This window comes from Lichenibacterium minor (assembly GCF_004137685.1).
Classification (GTDB): Bacteria; Pseudomonadota; Alphaproteobacteria; order Rhizobiales; family Beijerinckiaceae; genus Lichenihabitans; species Lichenihabitans minor.
In genome coordinates this window covers 1-14,905 of sequence record NZ_QYBB01000033.1, presented here as the reverse complement: position 1 = coordinate 14,905, position 14,905 = coordinate 1, and the positions used below count along the sequence as shown (strand labels likewise).

Here is a 14,905-nt window from a genome sequence, read left to right as displayed (position 1 = left end):
CTCAGCGGACCGCCGGCGTGGAGCGGAACCGGTCCTTCAGGCCCGCGACGAGCGGCCCCATCCGGCTCCCGTTGGAGCCCTTCACCATCACGACGTCGCCGGCCCGGATGCCGTCCGCGAGGGCGCCTTCGATAGCCTTGGCGGTGTCCCCCCACAAGCCTCGCATTCCCGCGGGCAGGCGGCTGAACAGGGCGTGACTGAGAGGCCCGGCCGCGAAGACGAGATCGACGCCGGCCGCTTCGAGGTCGGGCAGCAGTTCGGCGTGGAGCCGGTCCGCGTCGCCGCCGAGCTCCAGCATGTCGCCGATCACCGCGACGCGGCGGCCGGTGCCGGAAGGCGCCGTCGTGGCCAGCACCTCCAGCGCCGCCCGCATCGAGGTCGGGTTGGCGTTGTAGCTTTCGTCGATCAGAGTCGCGTCGCCTTCCGGCAGCCGCAGGGCCGTGCGGGCGCCCCGGCCCTGGCCGACCGTGAAGCGGCCGAGCGAATCCGCCGCGCCTTCGGGGTCGATGCCGGCGCCGCGCGCCGCCAGCAGCACCGCCAGCGCGTTGACGGCGAGGTGGCGGCCGGGCGCGCCGAGGCGGAAATCGATGCGGCGGCCGAGCACGCGCGCGCCCACCTCGCAGCCGTCGCGGGTCGGCGCGAAGCGCTCGAGCCGCGCGTCGGCCTCCGGATGCTCGCCGAAGGTCAGCACATGCGCGGCCGGCGACGCGTCCGCGGCGGCGCGCAGGCGGCCATAGGTGTCGATGTCGCGGTTGATCACGGCGAGGCCGCCCGGGGCCAGGCCGGAAAAGATCTCCGCCTTGGCGTCGGCGATCGCGTCCACGGAGGCGAAATGCTCCAGGTGAGCCGCCGCCACGGTGGTGACCACGGCGATCTGCGGCCGGACCATGGCGACGAGCGGCGTGATCTCGCCCGCGTGGTTCATGCCGATCTCGAACACGCCGTAGCGCGCGTCGGCGGGCAGGCGCGCCAGCGTGAGCGGGACCCCCCAATGGTTGTTGAACGAGGCCGCCGAGGCGTGGGTCGGCCCGGCATCCGACATGACGAGGCGCAGCGCTTCCTTGACGGTGGTCTTGCCGACCGAGCCCGTGACGGCGACGATCCGCGCCGCCGAGCGCGCCCGCGCAGCGGCGCCGAGCCGCTCCAGCGCCCGCAGGGCGTCGTCGACGACGTAGAGGCAGGGCAGGCCGGCGAGCTCCGGCGCGTGGGCCTCGTCGACCACGGCGGCGGCGGCCCCCGCGTCGAAGGCGGCGCGCACGAAGTCGTGGCCGTCGTGCACGTCGCCCCGGATGGCGACGAACAGCTCGCCGCCCTTCACGCTGCGGGTGTCGATCGAGATCCCCGTGATGCCGTCCAGGGGCGGCGTGCCGCTGACGCGGGCGTCGAGCGCTGTGACGAGGCCGAGCCCCGACCAGAGGGGGGCGTTGCTCATGCGGGCAGCCTTTGCAGGGCCGCGGCGACCGCCGCGGCGTCGGAAAAGGGCAGGGTGATGCCCCGCGCGGTTTGTCCGGTCTCGTGGCCCTTTCCGGCGACCACCAGCGCGTCGCCCGGCTCCAGCAGGCCGACCGCCCGCGCGATGGCGTCGGCGCGGTCGGCGACCTCGGTCGCACCCGGCGCCGCCGCCAGGATGGCGGCACGGATGGACGCCGGGTCCTCGGAGCGCGGGTTGTCGTCGGTGACGAGGACGACGTCCGCGAGGCGGGCCGCGATCTCGCCCATGATGGGGCGCTTGCCGGGGTCGCGGTCGCCGCCGCAGCCGAAGACCACGATCAGGCGGCCGGGCGCGTAGGGGCGCAGGGTCAGGAGCACCTTTTCCAGCGCGTCGGGCTTGTGGGCGTAGTCGACCACGATGGGGGCGCCGCGGCGCTCGCCCACCCGCTCGAGGCGCCCCGGCGCGCCGACGAGGCCCTCCAGGGCCGCGAAGGCGGCGTCCGGCGGCGTGCCGGTCGCGATGCACAGGCCGGCCGCCACCAGGGCGTTCGACACCTGGAACGTGCCGGCCAGGGGCAGGGTGAGCCTGCGGTCGCGGCCGCCGTGGCGCAGCGCGAGCCGCATCGCGAAGCCGTCGGGCTCCGCGGACAGGAGGCGGATGTCGTCGCCGCCCCGACCGACCGTCACGACGGCGAGGCCGCGGGCGCGGGCGGCGGCGACCACGCGGGGTGCCGCTTCTCCGTCCACGTCCACCACGGCCGGCCGGCCCGGCGCCAGCAGGTCGACGAACAGGCGCAGCTTGGCGGCGAGGTAGTGCTCCACCGTGGGGTGGTAGTCGAGGTGGTCGCGCGACAGGTTGGTGAAGGCGGCGGCGGCGAGGCGCACGCCGTCGAGCCGGTGCTGGTCGAGCCCGTGCGAGGAGGCTTCGAGCGCGAGGTGGGTGACGCCGTCCCGCGCCAGGCCGTCGAGGTCGCGATGAAGCGTGACAGGGTCGGGCGTCGTCAGGGAGCCGTAGACGGCGCCGTCCGGCGCCACGATGCCGAGCGTCCCCATCGACGCCGCCCGGGAGCCGGTCGAAGCCCAGATCTGCCGCACGAAGGCCGCCACGGACGTCTTGCCGCTGGTGCCCGTGACGGCGACGACCGTGGCGGGCTGCCCCGGGTTGAACCGGGCCGCGGCCGCCGACAGGGCGCGGCGCACGTCCGGCACGAGGACCACCGCGACGCCGAGCGGCAGCCGGTCCGGCCGGCGCGCGGCCACGACCGCGACGGCGCCCGCCGCCGCCGCCGCGGCGGCGTGGCCGAAGCCGTCGCCCTTGGCGCCCGGCACGGCGAAGAAGACGGAGCCGGGCGCCGAGGTGCGGCTGTCGGCCGTCAGCCCGGCGATCTCCCGCGCGGCGATCTCCGGCGCCAGACCGGCGCCGGGCAGAAGCTCGCCGAGCCTCACCTCAGCACCGTGTCCATGCCGATCCCGAGCTTCGCGACCGTCGGGAAGGGGTTCGTCGGCAGGTTGAGGTTCGGGGGCAGGTTCAGCAGCGGCGCGACGCGCTCCATGATCTTGCCGCACACGTCGCCGGAGTTCCACGCCGCCGTGTGATAGCCGTAGGTGCCCTCGGCCGCCTGGGGGTCCTCCATCATCACGAAGAACAGGTACTTCGGCTTGTCGGCCGGCACGACCGACATGAAGGTCGTGTTCACCCGGTCGCTCGAATAATGGCCGTGGATCAGCTTGTCGGCCGTGCCGGTCTTGCCGCCCGCGAAATAGCCGGGGATGTCGATCTTCTTGGCCGAGCCCAGCGTGGCGTTGACCCGCATCAGGTAGCGCAGGCCTTCCGACACTTCCGGCCGGATGACGCGCTGCGACTCGTCGCGGGCGTCCGGCTTGTCGCGCTTGAGGAAGGTCGGCGTGATCTCGTATCCGCCGTTGGCGAGCGCCCCCACCGCCATCATGGCCTGCAGCGGCGTCACGTTGAGACCCTGGCCGAAGGCGATCGTCATGGAGTTCAGCTCGCCCCAATGGCCGGGGATCTGCGGCGACGCCGTCTCGGGCAGCTCCGTCTGCAGGCGGGTGAGCTGGCCCATCTTGCGCAGGAACTGCTTGTGGCCCTCCACGCCCACCATCATCACCATCTTGGCGGTGCCGATGTTCGAGGAATGGATGAACACTTCCGGAACGGTCAGCACGCGATGGGTCGCGTGGAAGTCGTGGATGGTGAAACGACCGTAGCGCAGGTTGTCGCGAGCATCGACGGTCGAGCGCAGCGTGACCTTGTTCAGCTCCAGCGCCATGGCGATCGAGATGGCCTTGAAGGTCGAGCCCATCTCGTAGGTGCCGACGTTGAGCCGGTTGATGTGGTCGGGCTTCAGCGCGTCGACGGGGTTGTTGGGGTCGTAGTCGGGCAGCGACACGTAGGCGATCATCTCGCCCGTGTTGACGTCCATGATCGCCGCCGAGCCCGCCTGGGCCTTGAAGTGCTCGATGCCCTTGGCGAGCTCCTCGCGCACCGCGAAGGTGGCCTTGGTGTCGAGCGACAGGCTGATGGGCTTCAGGTCCTGCGGCGTGACGTCGAAGCCAGCGCCCTTGAGGTCGCCGAGGCCCTGGTTGTCGACCCACTTCTCGATGCCGGCGATGCCCTGGTTGTCGGTGTTGGTGAAGCCCAGCACGTGGGCGCCGACGGGCCCGTTCGGGTAGATGCGCTTGTTCTCGGGCAGGAAGCCGACGCCGGGCAGGCCCAGGCGGAACACTTCCTCCTGCTGCTTGTCGGTGACGCCGCGCTTGACCCACACGAAGCCCTTGCGGGAACCGAGCCGCTTGCGCAGGTCGGTCGCGTCGATGTCCGGCAGCACGGCGGACAGCAGCTCCACCGCTTCGTCCTTGTCGATGAGTCGGCGCGGCTCGGCGAAGACCGACATGGTCTTGATGTCCTGCGCCAGCACGCCGCCGTTGCGGTCGAGCAGCTCGGGGCGCGCGCCCGACGCAGCGTCGGAGGCGGCGGCCTTGAGGCTCGCCGGCGGTTCCTTGGACAGGCCGAGCTTGGCGAGCTTGAAGTCGATCGCGCCGTAGACGCCCACAAAGGCGAGGGCGATCAGGCGCAGGCGGAAGCCGCTCTTGTCGAGGCGCGTCGAGCAGACGCCGCGCAGGAAGCGGCGGGCCTGGGCGACGCGCCCCCGCGGGGACGGCGGCGCGGAAGGATCGGGGGAGCCGGACATGCGGGCGCTATCTCGATGCTGTCGGGGTCGCGGAGGAAGGCGTCGCGGCGCCGCCGGCGACGCGCTTGTCGTTCGGCGTCGCGGTCGGCTCGCCGAGGCCCAGCGAGTCGAGCTTGCGGCCGATGGAGTCCACCTTCGGCGGCGGGTCGGGCAGGTCGGCCGGCTGGACGATCTGGTCGAGCGACAGCTTCTGCAGGTTCAGGCCGTGGTCGGCCAGCGCGGCCAGCCGGTCGGGACGGGTCAGGATCGCCCATTCGGCCTGGAGCTTCTCGATGCCGTCCTGCTCCTGGGCGATCAGGTGGCGCGTTTTGATGATCTGCTCGGCGTAGAGGATCGTCTCGTATTTGACCGAATAGGCGTAGACCGCCGAGCCGATCAGCACCGCGACGGCGAGGACGTTGAGGATCCGCAGCATGGCTCAGCGTCCCTTGGCGTGAGGAAACGCGGCCCGGCCCGACCAGGCCACCGTCACGGCCGCGCGAGCGGCGGGATCGGCGCCCCAGGGGGGCGCGTCGGTCCGGGTGCCCACGCGCAGCTTGGCCGAGCGGGCGCGCGGGTTCGCCGCCACTTCGGCGTCGCCGGGCAGAATGGGCTGCTTGCCGGGCAGCGCGAAGCTGGCGGGCGGGCGCGCCGAGCCGGCCGGCAGGTGGCGCGAGCCGCCGTCGCCGCGCCCGGCGCGCGCCTGCAGGAACCGCTTCACGATCCGGTCCTCGATCGAATGGAAGGTCACCACCGCGAGCCGGCCGCCGCTCACGAGCACGCGCTCCGCCGCTTCGAGCGCGTCGTGGAGCTCGCCGAGTTCGTCGTTGACGGCGATGCGCAGCGCTTGGAAGCTGCGCGTCGCCGGGTGGATGTCGCCGGGCTTGCCGGGCATCACGCGGCCGATCATGTCGGCGAGCTGCTTCGTCGACGTGAAGGGCGAAGCCTTGCGGTCGAAGCAGATGGCCCGCGCGATGCGGCGCGACGCGCGCTCGTCGCCGTAGCGGAACAGGATGTCGGCGAGGTCGCCCTCGTCGGCGCCGTTGACGATGTCGGCGGCCGACGGCCCGTCCCCGCCCATGCGCATGTCGAGCGGCCCGTCGAAGCGGAACGAGAAGCCGCGCTCGGCGCGGTCGAACTGCATGGACGACACGCCGATGTCCAGCACCACGCCGTCGACCCCCTCGAGGCCGAGATCGGCCACGACGGCGCCGAGCGTCGCGAAGCGGGCTTCGACGAGGGTGAGGCGCGGCTCGGCAGCGGCGAGCGCGGCCCCGTCCGCGATCGCGGTCGGGTCGCGGTCCAGCGCCACGACCCGCACGCCGGGCGTGGCCAGCATGGCGCGGGTGTAGCCACCGGCCCCGAAGGTGCCGTCGATGTAGGTGCCGTCCCGCCGCAGCGAAAGCGCGTCGAGGGCCTCCTCGCGGAGCACGGGGCGATGCCGGATCGGTCCGCCGGCGGCCAGAACGTCGTCTGGGCCGCGATCCGACATCAGTCCCGTGCTCCAGGAGGCTGCGGTGCGGTGGTCTGCGCCGCATGTCCGGAGCTGAGCTGTTTTCGGTGGTCGCGCACTCGGCGTCTGGCCTCTTCCAAATGCGCGCGAAACCGTCCCGGCTCCCAGATCTGAAACTTGTGCCCCTGGCCCACCAGCGTCGCCTCCGAGGCGATGCCGGCGTGATGCTTCAGCTTTTCCGTGAGGATCACACGCCCCTCGCCGTCCAGCTTCAGCACCTCGCTTTCCCCGTGGAGCGTGGACGCATAGGCGTCCCATTCCTCCGAGTAGGGCGACAACGGGGCCATCAGGGCGTCGATCTCTCGAAGCAGGGCGTGGCCGCCGCAGTCCAGGGCATCCGCGTAAAGCGATGGGTAGACGTACAATCCTTCGAAGCCGTCCCGCGCCATCACGGCCCGGAAGGAGGCCGGGATCGACACGCGACCCTTGGCATCCAGCCGATTGGTGAAGTGCGAAACGAAGCGATCCAAAGTCCCCTCTGTCCCGATCGATCCGGACCCGGCGTGCATGACGGCTCGGACGCGGGAGTCCCATCGCGAGATGGGCCACCGCGGCGCCTTCGACGTGCCTGCCTGACGGGATGACTTGGGATAGCATGGGACCCCATGGGCGTCAACGAAAGCCCCCGCGCGCGATCTGGGGGGCCAGGGTCGAGTAAGCCCCGCTTAGGGTTAAGGAGGCGTTGCCGAAGCGTGGGAAAGTGCCGGATGCGACACCGGCGCGCCCGGCGGCGGAGCGCGGAATCGCGAGCGCCGTCAGAGCTCGGGCGGAGAAGGGAGGGCGTGTGCCGTCGATTCGGGGCCGCCCCGCGCGAGGCCGCGACGCCGGTGTGGCGCAGGCCGCCGGCGCACGACTTATCCACAGCGAATCCCAGCGGGAGCGTGTCGGTGGCCGTCGCGGCGTCGGGATCGGGTCGGGGTGGGGCGCCGTCCCATGCCGGCGCTCGGCGCGGGCCCACGCGCGCCCGGGCGCAGCCGCGCCGAAGCGGGGCACCCGGTGCGGGACGGGGTTGGAGTCGGGTGCCAGCCGGCCTGTAAGCCGGGTTCTGTATGGCGCGACGGGCGAACCCGCCGCACGTGACGACCATTCCTCTGGGACGACCGTCGCCGGCCGCCTCGAGCGATCAACCCGGGCGACAGCCCGGAAACGGGTTGGACGACGACCCGGCTTCGCCGGACCGCGTCCCGTCGCCCCTATTCGATCTTGCTCCCGGTGGGGCTTGCCGTGCCGTCGACGTTGCCGCCTCCGCGGTGCGCTCTTACCGCACCCTTTCACCCTGACCCGGACGGGGGGATCGCTCCCACCGCCGGGCGGTCTGCTTTCTGTGGCGCTATCCCTGGGGTCACCCCCGCCGGACGTTATCCGGCACCGTGTTTCCGTGGAGCCCGGACTTTCCTCCGCGCTCGCGCGCGGCGGCCGTCCGGCCGGCTGGCTCGCCCTGCCTAGAGGAGCCGGCGCGGAAAGGGAAGGGCGCCGGGCGGCTTCGCCGTCACACCAGGACCGGCTGCGCAACGCGCCCCGCCGCGCCGAACACCCGGAGGTAGCGCTCCACCTCGTCGGGCCGGCCCAGGGCCTTCTCGGGATTGTCGGACAGCTTCACGGCGGGCTGCCCCCCGACGTCGGTGATCTTGCACACGAGCGAGATGGCCTTCAGGCCGCCGTTCGGCGTCGGTGCGCAGCCGGCGAAATCGTTGGTAAGGTTGGTGCCCCAGCCGAAGCTCATCCGGACACGCCCTTCGAAGTGGCGGTAGGTTTCCTCGATGGTGGCGACATCGAGCGCGTCGGAGAAGACGAGCAGCTTGTCGCGCGGGTCGCGGCCCTTCGCGCGCCACCAGGCGATGATGGCCTCGCCGCCGGGGATCGGCGGGGCGGAATCCGGGCGGAACCCGGTCCAGTCCGCCACCCAGTCGGGCGCGTCGCGCAGGAAGGGCGCCGTGCCGAAGGTGTCGGGCAGCACGATCAGGAGGTTGCCGCCGTAGTACTTCCGCCAATCGGCCAGCACGCCGTAGGGAGCCCGGCGCAGCGCGGCCTCGTCCTTCGCGAGGGCGCCCAGCACCATCGGCAGCTCGTGCGCGTTGGTGCCCAGCGCTTCGAGGTCGTTGTCCATGGCGAGCAGCACGTTGCTGGTGCCCGTGAAGGCGTCGTCCAGGCCCTCCTTGAGGGCTTCGACGCACCAGCGCTGCCACAGGAAGCTGTGGCGCCGACGGGTGCCGAAATCGGAGATGCGCAGGTCGGGCAGGCCGCGCAGGCGCTCGACCTTGCTCCACAGCTTGGCCTTGGCGCGGGCGTAGACGACATCGAGCTGGAACCGGCCGAGGCCCTTCAGGGCGGCGCGGGAGCGCAACTCGTTGATGATGGCCAGCGCGGGGATCTCCCACAGCGTGACGTCGACCCAGGAGCCCGAGAAGGTGAGCTCGAACTGGCCGTCGCGCACCGCGAGGTCGTAGTCGGGCAGGCGATAGTCGGCGAGCCAACCCAGAAAGGCGGGGTCGAAGATGTGGGCGCGGCCGTAGAAGCTGTTGCCGGCGAGCCAGATCATCTCCTTCTTGCTCACCGTGAGGGAGCGGGCGTGGTCCAGCTGGTCGCGAAGCTCGGCCTCGTCGATCTCATCGGCGACCCGCACGGCGTGGGTACGGTTGACCAGCGAGAAGGTCACCGGCTGGTCGCGGTAGAGGCCCCAGATCATCTGGAGCATCAACAGCTTGTAGAAGTCCGTGTCGAGCAGGCTGCGGACGATCGGGTCGAGCTTCCAAGTGTGGTCGTAGACCCTCTTGGCGAGGTCGGTCGTCGTCATGGCGGAACCTCTCTGCGCGGCAACTTGTCGGCCGCGCCGGGCAGGTTAGAGCAGATCGCGATCGGGTGGAAACACCCGGTGCCGCGGTCCCGTCCGCCGGACCGCGCCGCCGTAGGGCGTGCGGTGGCCCCGCCGTCGGGCCGAAGCCGCTCGGGGCGGCCTCCGGCGAGGGTTCGATCGCCGGGGCCGCGCCGCCGTCACTGTACGAGCTGGGGACCGGCGCTGCGGGCGGCGTCGTTCTCCTGCATGATGCCGAGGCGCCGGGCCACCTCGGTATAGGCCTCGACCAGGCCGCCGAGGTCGCGACGGAAGCGGTCCTTGTCCATCTTGTCGCTCGACTTCACGTCCCACAGCCGGCACGAGTCGGGTGAAATCTCGTCCGCCACGACGATGCGCATCAGGTCGCCCTCCCACAGGCGGCCCGTCTCCATCTTGAAGTCGACCAGGCGGATGCCGACGCCGAGGAACAGGCCCGACAGGAAGTCGTTGACCCGGATGGCGAGGGCCATGATGTCGTCGATCTCCTGCGGGGAAGCCCAGCCGAAGGCCGTGATGTGCTCCTCCGACACCATGGGGTCGTTCAGGGCATCGTTCTTGTAGTAGAACTCGATGATGGAGCGCGGCAGCTGCGTGCCTTCCTCGATCCCGAGGCGCGTCGACAGCGAACCCGCAGCCACGTTGCGCACCACGACCTCGAGCGGAATGATCTCCACTTCCTTGATCAGCTGCTCGCGCATGTTCAGCCGGCGGATGAAATGCGTCGGCACCCCGATGTTGTTCAGGTGCTGGAAGATGTACTCGGAGATCCGGTTGTTGAGAACGCCCTTGCCGTCGATCACCTGATGCTTCTTGGCGTTGAACGCTGTGGCGTCGTCCTTGAAGTGCTGGATCAGGGTGCCGGGCTCGGGCCCCTCGTAGAGGACCTTGGCCTTGCCCTCGTAGATGCGGCGGCGGCGGTTCATTGGCGTCAACCGGGGCTTGAGGAAATCCATGGGTCGGTCGAGCTCCTCGCTCACGCTCGCTCGACAGGCTCGCGCGGCGCTGTTGCAACATACGGCAGGGGAACTGGAGCACCCCGTTTCGCCGACCCTGCCGCAGTCTACCGGATCGGGCCGCTCCGCACAACGCAAGCCCCGAGGGCCGCGCCGGCACGGGGGCTGTCGGTCAATATTTGGGCGCCGCGCATCCGCGTCGCAAGATGCGCGTTCGGACCCCCGGGGGCCGCGCCGGGCGGCGCCGGGCAGGGGGGCCACGCCATGACGACCTTCGAGGGCCGCGAGCGCATCCGCGGCGACGGGCGGGACCGAGCGGCCGCCCGCGCGACGCGCGGTTGAGAGCCGCCCGACCCATGGCCGTTTCGCTCGCCGACCTCGTCGCCACGCTCGACCTCGCCCCAGCCGGCGAGGACCGCTTCTCCGGCCTCAGCCCCGCGACGGGCTGGCGCCGCATCTTCGGCGGCCTCGTGGTCGCCCAGGCCCTCGTCGCCATGACGCGGACGGCCGGAAACCGGCCGGTGCATTCGCTGCACGGCTACTTCATGCTGCCCGGCGATCCCGAGGAGCCGATCGGCTACGCGGTCGAGCGGCTGCGCGACGGCGGCAGCTTCACCACCCGCCGCTGCGTGGCGAGCCAGCACGGCCGCCCGATCTTCGCCATGTCGGCGTCGTTCCACGCGCCCGAGCCGGGCGCCCTCGACCACGCGGCGCCCATGCCGGACGCGCCGGCGCCCGAAACGCTGCCGTCGCCGGACCAGATCCGGTCGGGGTTGATCGCGGACCTGCCGCCGAGCGTCCGGGCGTATTTCGGCCGGGATGCCTCCATCGAGCTCCGCCCCGCCGACGCCGCGCGCTTCGCCCGGCGTCCGCCCGGCCCCCATCCGGCGCGCCAGTCCGTCTGGATGCGTGCCGCCGGCACCCTGCCGGACGACCCGGCCCTGCACGCCGCGTTGCTGGCCTACATGTCGGACATGACGCTGCTCGACACCGCGCTCGCCGCCCACGGCCGCTCGGTGTTCGACCCCGACATCCAGGGCGCCAGCCTCGACCATTCCATGTGGTTCCATCGCCCGTTCCGGGCCGACGATTGGCTGCTCTATGCCGAAGACAGCCCGAGCGCGGCCGGCGCCCTGGGGTTCGCGCGCGGATCGGTGTTCGACCGCTCCGGCCGCCTCGTGGCCTCGACCGCCCAGGAAGGGCTGATCCGACGGCGCGACCGCGGCTGACCACGCCGCGCGGCCGCACCGGTCCTATGCACAACATTTAGGCAAAAAGCCTCGAATCCGTGTCGGGCCGGCGAGGGTCGTGCGGCGGCCTCCGGTCACGCCTTGGCCTTTGCCGTGGCTAAACTTTGGCACGACCCTTGAAAGAGGCGGTCCACGCCGTCGCACGGTTGCGCGTGACGGACGCCCCGCACGCGCGCCCCGCCGTCGGGCGGGGCCGGTCAACGAGGATTCCTGCGATGAAGATTGTCACGGCCATCATCAAACCCTTCAAGCTCGAGGAGGTTCGCGACGCCCTGACGGCCGTCGGCGTGCACGGCCTGACCGTCACCGAGGTCAAGGGCTACGGCCGCCAGAAGGGACACACCGAGATCTACCGCGGCGCCGAATACGCCGTGAGCTTCCTGCCGAAGCTGAAGATCGAGGTCGCCGTGCCGGCGGAACTGCTCGATCAGGTGGTGGACGCCATCACGGCGACGGCGCGCACGGGCCAGATCGGCGACGGAAAGATCTTCGTCACCACGCTGGAGCAGGCCGTCCGCATCCGCACCGGCGAAACCGACGCCGACGCCCTTTGATCTCTCGGCCCGCCGAGAACCCGCTCACCGGAGACCATCGATGACGTTCAGAACCCAGTCGCCTTCAGCGACGTTGCCATCGGCGAAGTCGCCAAGAATGCGATCGGCGCTCGGGCTGGCCGCCGTGTCCCTGCTCCTGATGGCCGGCACCGCCCTGGCTCAGACCCCGGCACCCGAATCCACCGCGGCGGCGGCCCCGGCGGCCGTCGCGGCGGTCCTCAAGCCCAACCCGGGCGACACGGCCTGGATGCTGATCTCCTCGGCCCTGGTGCTGATGATGTCGGTGCCGGGCCTGGCGTTGTTCTACGGCGGCCTCGTGCGGTCCAAGAACATGCTGGCCGTCCTCAGCCAGGTGTTCATGATCGTGTCGCTCGTCGGCGTGGTCTGGGTGGTCTATGGATATTCGCTCGCCTTCGGCAACGGCGGCACCTGGCAGGCCTACATCGGCGGCCTCGACAAGGTGTTCCTGAAGGGCATCGACCCGACCTCCACGGTGGGCACCTTCACGCCCGGGACCGTCATCCCGGAATACGCCTACATGGTGTTCCAGATGACCTTCGCGATGATCACGCCCGCGCTGATCGTCGGCGCCTTCGCGGACCGCATGAAGTTCTCCGCCATCATGCTGTTCATGTTCCTGTGGGTGTCGATCATCTACTTCCCGGTCGCGCATTGGGTGTGGGCCACGGCCGCGCCGGACGACGTCGTCAAGGCCGCCAAGGCGCTCGCCGCCGCGGCGGACGGCGCCGCCAAGACGGCCGCGCAGGCCAACCTCGACGCCGTGACCTCCGGCGCGGGCTGGCTGGCCCAGGCGGGCGCGCTCGACTTCGCGGGCGGTACCGTGGTGCACATCAACGCCGGCATCGCGGGCTTGGTGGGCTGCCTGCTGATCGGCAAGCGGCTCGGCTACCCGCGCGAGCCCATGCCGCCGCATTCGCTCACCATGACGATGATCGGCGCGTCGCTGCTGTGGGTCGGCTGGTTCGGCTTCAACGCGGGGTCCAACCTCGAGGCCAACGGCACCACGGCGCTCGCCTTCGTCAACACCATGGTGGCGACTGCCGCGGCGGTTCTGTCCTGGCTCTTCACAGAATGGGCCATCAAGGGCAAGCCGTCGCTGCTCGGCATGGCGTCGGGCGCCGTCGCGGGCCTCGTGGCCGTCACCCCCGCTTCCGGCTATGCCGGCCCGATGGGTTCGGTCGTGCTCGGCCTGCTGGTCAGCCCGCTCTGCTGGTTCTTCGTCGCGGTGGTAAAGGAGAAGTTCCACTACGACGACGCCCTCGACGTCTTCGGCGTGCATTGCGTCGGCGGCATCTTCGGCGCCCTGATGACGGGCGTCCTGGTCGCCCCGTCGCTCGGCGGCACCGGCCTCACCGACTACACCAACCTCAAGGACATGGTCGGCGACTACAACATGGGCCAGCAGGTGCTGATCCAGCTCAAGGCGGTCATCTCCACGCTGGTCTGGTCGGGTGCGGGGTCGGCCATCCTGTACTGGATCGTCGACATGGTCATCGGCCTGCGCGTGTCGCCCGAGAAGGAGCGCGAAGGCCTGGACATCTCCGAGCACAGCGAGCGCGCCTACAACTACTGATCCGGACGCACTCCGGACGGACGTGAAACGAAGGGCGGCTCCCGCGGGAGCCGCCCTTCTTCGTCTGCGCGCCGTCCCGGCCGCGCGGGGACGACGCGCCGCCGCCGCCGTCCCGAAACGGACCCCTCCGGTCACGGACCCTTAAGCATATCCACCTAGCGTCACGGTCGGACGGAGCCGCGGGGCTTGCGCTCCGGCCCGAGGGCCGCGGGCGCCCACCCCGGGTCGCCGCCCGATCCATGGGACTGAACCCGGGCCGCCCGTGCGCATCTCCACGCTTTCGTCGTTCGACATCATGCCCGAACCCGCGCGCGAGTTCCTGGGCCGGCGCTTCGCCGAACTCGGCGGGCTGCTGCTGCTCGGCGCAGTCGGCGGCGTCAGCCTGTCGCTCGCCACCTGGTCGGTCCACGACCCGAGCTGGAACCACGCCGCCGGCGGCACCGTGCGCAACCTCGCCGGCCCGGCCGGCGCCGTGGTGGCCGACCTCGTCATGCAGATGGTCGGCATCGCCGTGGTGGCGCTGCTGCCTCCCGTGTTCTGCTGGGGCCTCACCCTGCTGTCGCGCCGCCGGCTCGACCACGCGCGCCTCCGCGCCGTGCTGCTGGTCTGCGGCGGCTGCGGCGCCACCGCGCTCGCGTCCTCGCTCCCCGCCACGGACCGCTGGCCGCTGCCGAGCGGCCTCGGCGGCATCGTGGGCGACGGCATCCTGGCGCTGCCGCGCAGGCTGCTCGGCCATTCCGAGCCCATGCTGATGATCCTGTCGCTGGTCTTCGCCGGCATCGCCATCCTGGCCCTGACGGCTTCGGCCGGCTTCGGCCTGAAGCCCGCGCCCGGCGAGGACGACGAGGACGACATCGCCAACGCCTATGAATGGGTGCCGGTGCCCAAGGCGTCCCGCAAGCCCTTCGAGGACGACGTCGACGGCGAGCCCGGGATGGGCCTGGTGTCGCTCGGCGCCGCCATCCACGCCGGCCTCAGCGCGAGGTCGGCCGTGGGGCGGCTGTTCCGGGGCGGCGCCGCGGCCGAGCCGTCCGTGCGTCCGTCCTGGCTCGACGGCGGCGTCCCCGCCGTCGAGGCCGTGGAAGGGAACGGCCTCCGCGTCGAGCCGTCCTTCGACGCGCCCGCCCGCCCGCGCGACGAGCGCGGCCGGCGCGAGCCGTCCTTCCAGGCGCCGGCCCGCGACGGCGTCGAGCGCCCGTCGCCCCGCGCCGCGGGCCCGGGGCGACCGGAAGCCGTGTCCGTCCTGTCCCGCATGGCCGCCGCCGCGGCGCCCCTGCGCTCCGCATCCCGCCGCCGGGGGGACGCGCGCCACGACGGGTACGACCTGCCGAGCCCCGCGATCCTGACGGAACCGAAGCGCCTGTCCACCAACGTCGTGTCGGAGGACGCCCTCACCCAGAACGCCCGCCTGCTGGAAAGCGTGCTGGAAGATTTCGGCGTGCGCGGCGAGATCATCAACGTGCGCCCCGGCCCCGTCGTGACGCTCTACGAGCTCGAACCCGCCCCCGGCATCAAGTCGTCGCGCGTGATCGGCCTCGCCGACGACATCGCCCGCTCCATGTCGGCCGTGTCCGCCCGCGTGGCGGTGG

12 protein-coding genes and 1 other RNA gene are annotated in these 14,905 nt (G+C 71.6%); 4 read left to right on the top strand and 9 right to left on the bottom strand.

What is annotated here, in order from left to right:
• Position 1: 1 nt before the first annotated feature.
• The 9 genes from D3273_RS20740 to purC form a co-directional block, all read right to left on the bottom strand.
• Positions 2 to 1,432 carry a UDP-N-acetylmuramoylalanyl-D-glutamyl-2,6-diaminopimelate--D-alanyl-D-alanine ligase gene (locus D3273_RS20740; RefSeq protein ID WP_129228804.1) on the bottom strand — a complete coding sequence of 477 codons (1,431 nt, stop codon included), beginning with the start codon at positions 1,430 to 1,432 and terminating at the stop codon, positions 2 to 4.
• Positions 1,429 to 2,877: a UDP-N-acetylmuramoyl-L-alanyl-D-glutamate--2,6-diaminopimelate ligase gene (locus tag D3273_RS20735; RefSeq protein WP_129228803.1), complete on the bottom strand. Its 1,449-nt coding sequence runs from the start codon at positions 2,875 to 2,877 to the stop codon at positions 1,429 to 1,431. The genes D3273_RS20740 and D3273_RS20735 overlap by 4 nt, the downstream gene beginning before the upstream one ends.
• Entirely contained in the window at positions 2,874 to 4,640 is a 1,767-nt protein-coding gene (locus D3273_RS20730) for a peptidoglycan D,D-transpeptidase FtsI family protein (RefSeq protein WP_129228802.1), read from the bottom strand. The genes D3273_RS20735 and D3273_RS20730 overlap by 4 nt, the downstream gene beginning before the upstream one ends.
• A gap of 7 nt (positions 4,641 to 4,647) precedes the next feature.
• Positions 4,648 to 5,055 (bottom strand): cell division protein FtsL, encoded by a 408-nt coding sequence (gene ftsL, locus D3273_RS20725; RefSeq protein ID WP_129228801.1) that lies wholly within the window; start codon positions 5,053 to 5,055, stop codon positions 4,648 to 4,650.
• A gap of 3 nt (positions 5,056 to 5,058) precedes the next feature.
• On the bottom strand, positions 5,059 to 6,111 hold the full coding sequence (rsmH, locus tag D3273_RS20720; RefSeq protein WP_129228800.1) for a 16S rRNA (cytosine(1402)-N(4))-methyltransferase RsmH: 1,053 nt from the start codon (positions 6,109 to 6,111) through the stop codon (positions 5,059 to 5,061).
• On the bottom strand, positions 6,111 to 6,602 hold the full coding sequence (locus tag D3273_RS20715; RefSeq protein WP_129228799.1) for a division/cell wall cluster transcriptional repressor MraZ: 492 nt from the start codon (positions 6,600 to 6,602) through the stop codon (positions 6,111 to 6,113). Before D3273_RS20715 ends, rsmH begins: the two co-directional genes overlap by 1 nt.
• A gap of 548 nt (positions 6,603 to 7,150) precedes the next feature.
• Positions 7,151 to 7,564, bottom strand: an RNA gene (gene rnpB / locus D3273_RS20710) — RNase P RNA component class A.
• 57 nt (positions 7,565 to 7,621) lie between these two features.
• Positions 7,622 to 8,926, bottom strand: a complete 1,305-nt coding sequence (locus D3273_RS20705) for a nicotinate phosphoribosyltransferase (RefSeq protein ID WP_129228798.1) — start codon at positions 8,924 to 8,926, stop codon at positions 7,622 to 7,624.
• Positions 8,927 to 9,123: 197 nt separating this feature from the next.
• Positions 9,124 to 9,918 carry a phosphoribosylaminoimidazolesuccinocarboxamide synthase gene (gene purC / locus D3273_RS20700; RefSeq protein WP_129228797.1) on the bottom strand — a complete coding sequence of 265 codons (795 nt, stop codon included), beginning with the start codon at positions 9,916 to 9,918 and terminating at the stop codon, positions 9,124 to 9,126.
• Between the two features lie 356 nt (positions 9,919 to 10,274).
• On the opposite strand from purC, the gene D3273_RS20695 reads away from it, so the two are divergent.
• From D3273_RS20695 to D3273_RS20680, 4 genes are all read left to right on the top strand, one after another.
• A complete protein-coding gene (locus tag D3273_RS20695; RefSeq protein WP_129228796.1) occupies positions 10,275 to 11,147 on the top strand; it encodes an acyl-CoA thioesterase in 873 nt (290 codons plus the stop codon).
• 236 nt (positions 11,148 to 11,383) lie between these two features.
• Entirely contained in the window at positions 11,384 to 11,722 is a 339-nt protein-coding gene (locus D3273_RS20690; RefSeq protein ID WP_129220903.1) for a P-II family nitrogen regulator, read from the top strand.
• Between the two features lie 97 nt (positions 11,723 to 11,819).
• A complete protein-coding gene (locus D3273_RS20685; protein WP_129228795.1) occupies positions 11,820 to 13,316 on the top strand; it encodes an ammonium transporter in 1,497 nt (498 codons plus the stop codon).
• Positions 13,317 to 13,611: 295 nt separating this feature from the next.
• The coding region (locus D3273_RS20680; RefSeq protein WP_207210855.1) for a DNA translocase FtsK 4TM domain-containing protein at positions 13,612 to 14,905 on the top strand (1,294 nt) is incomplete at its 3' end.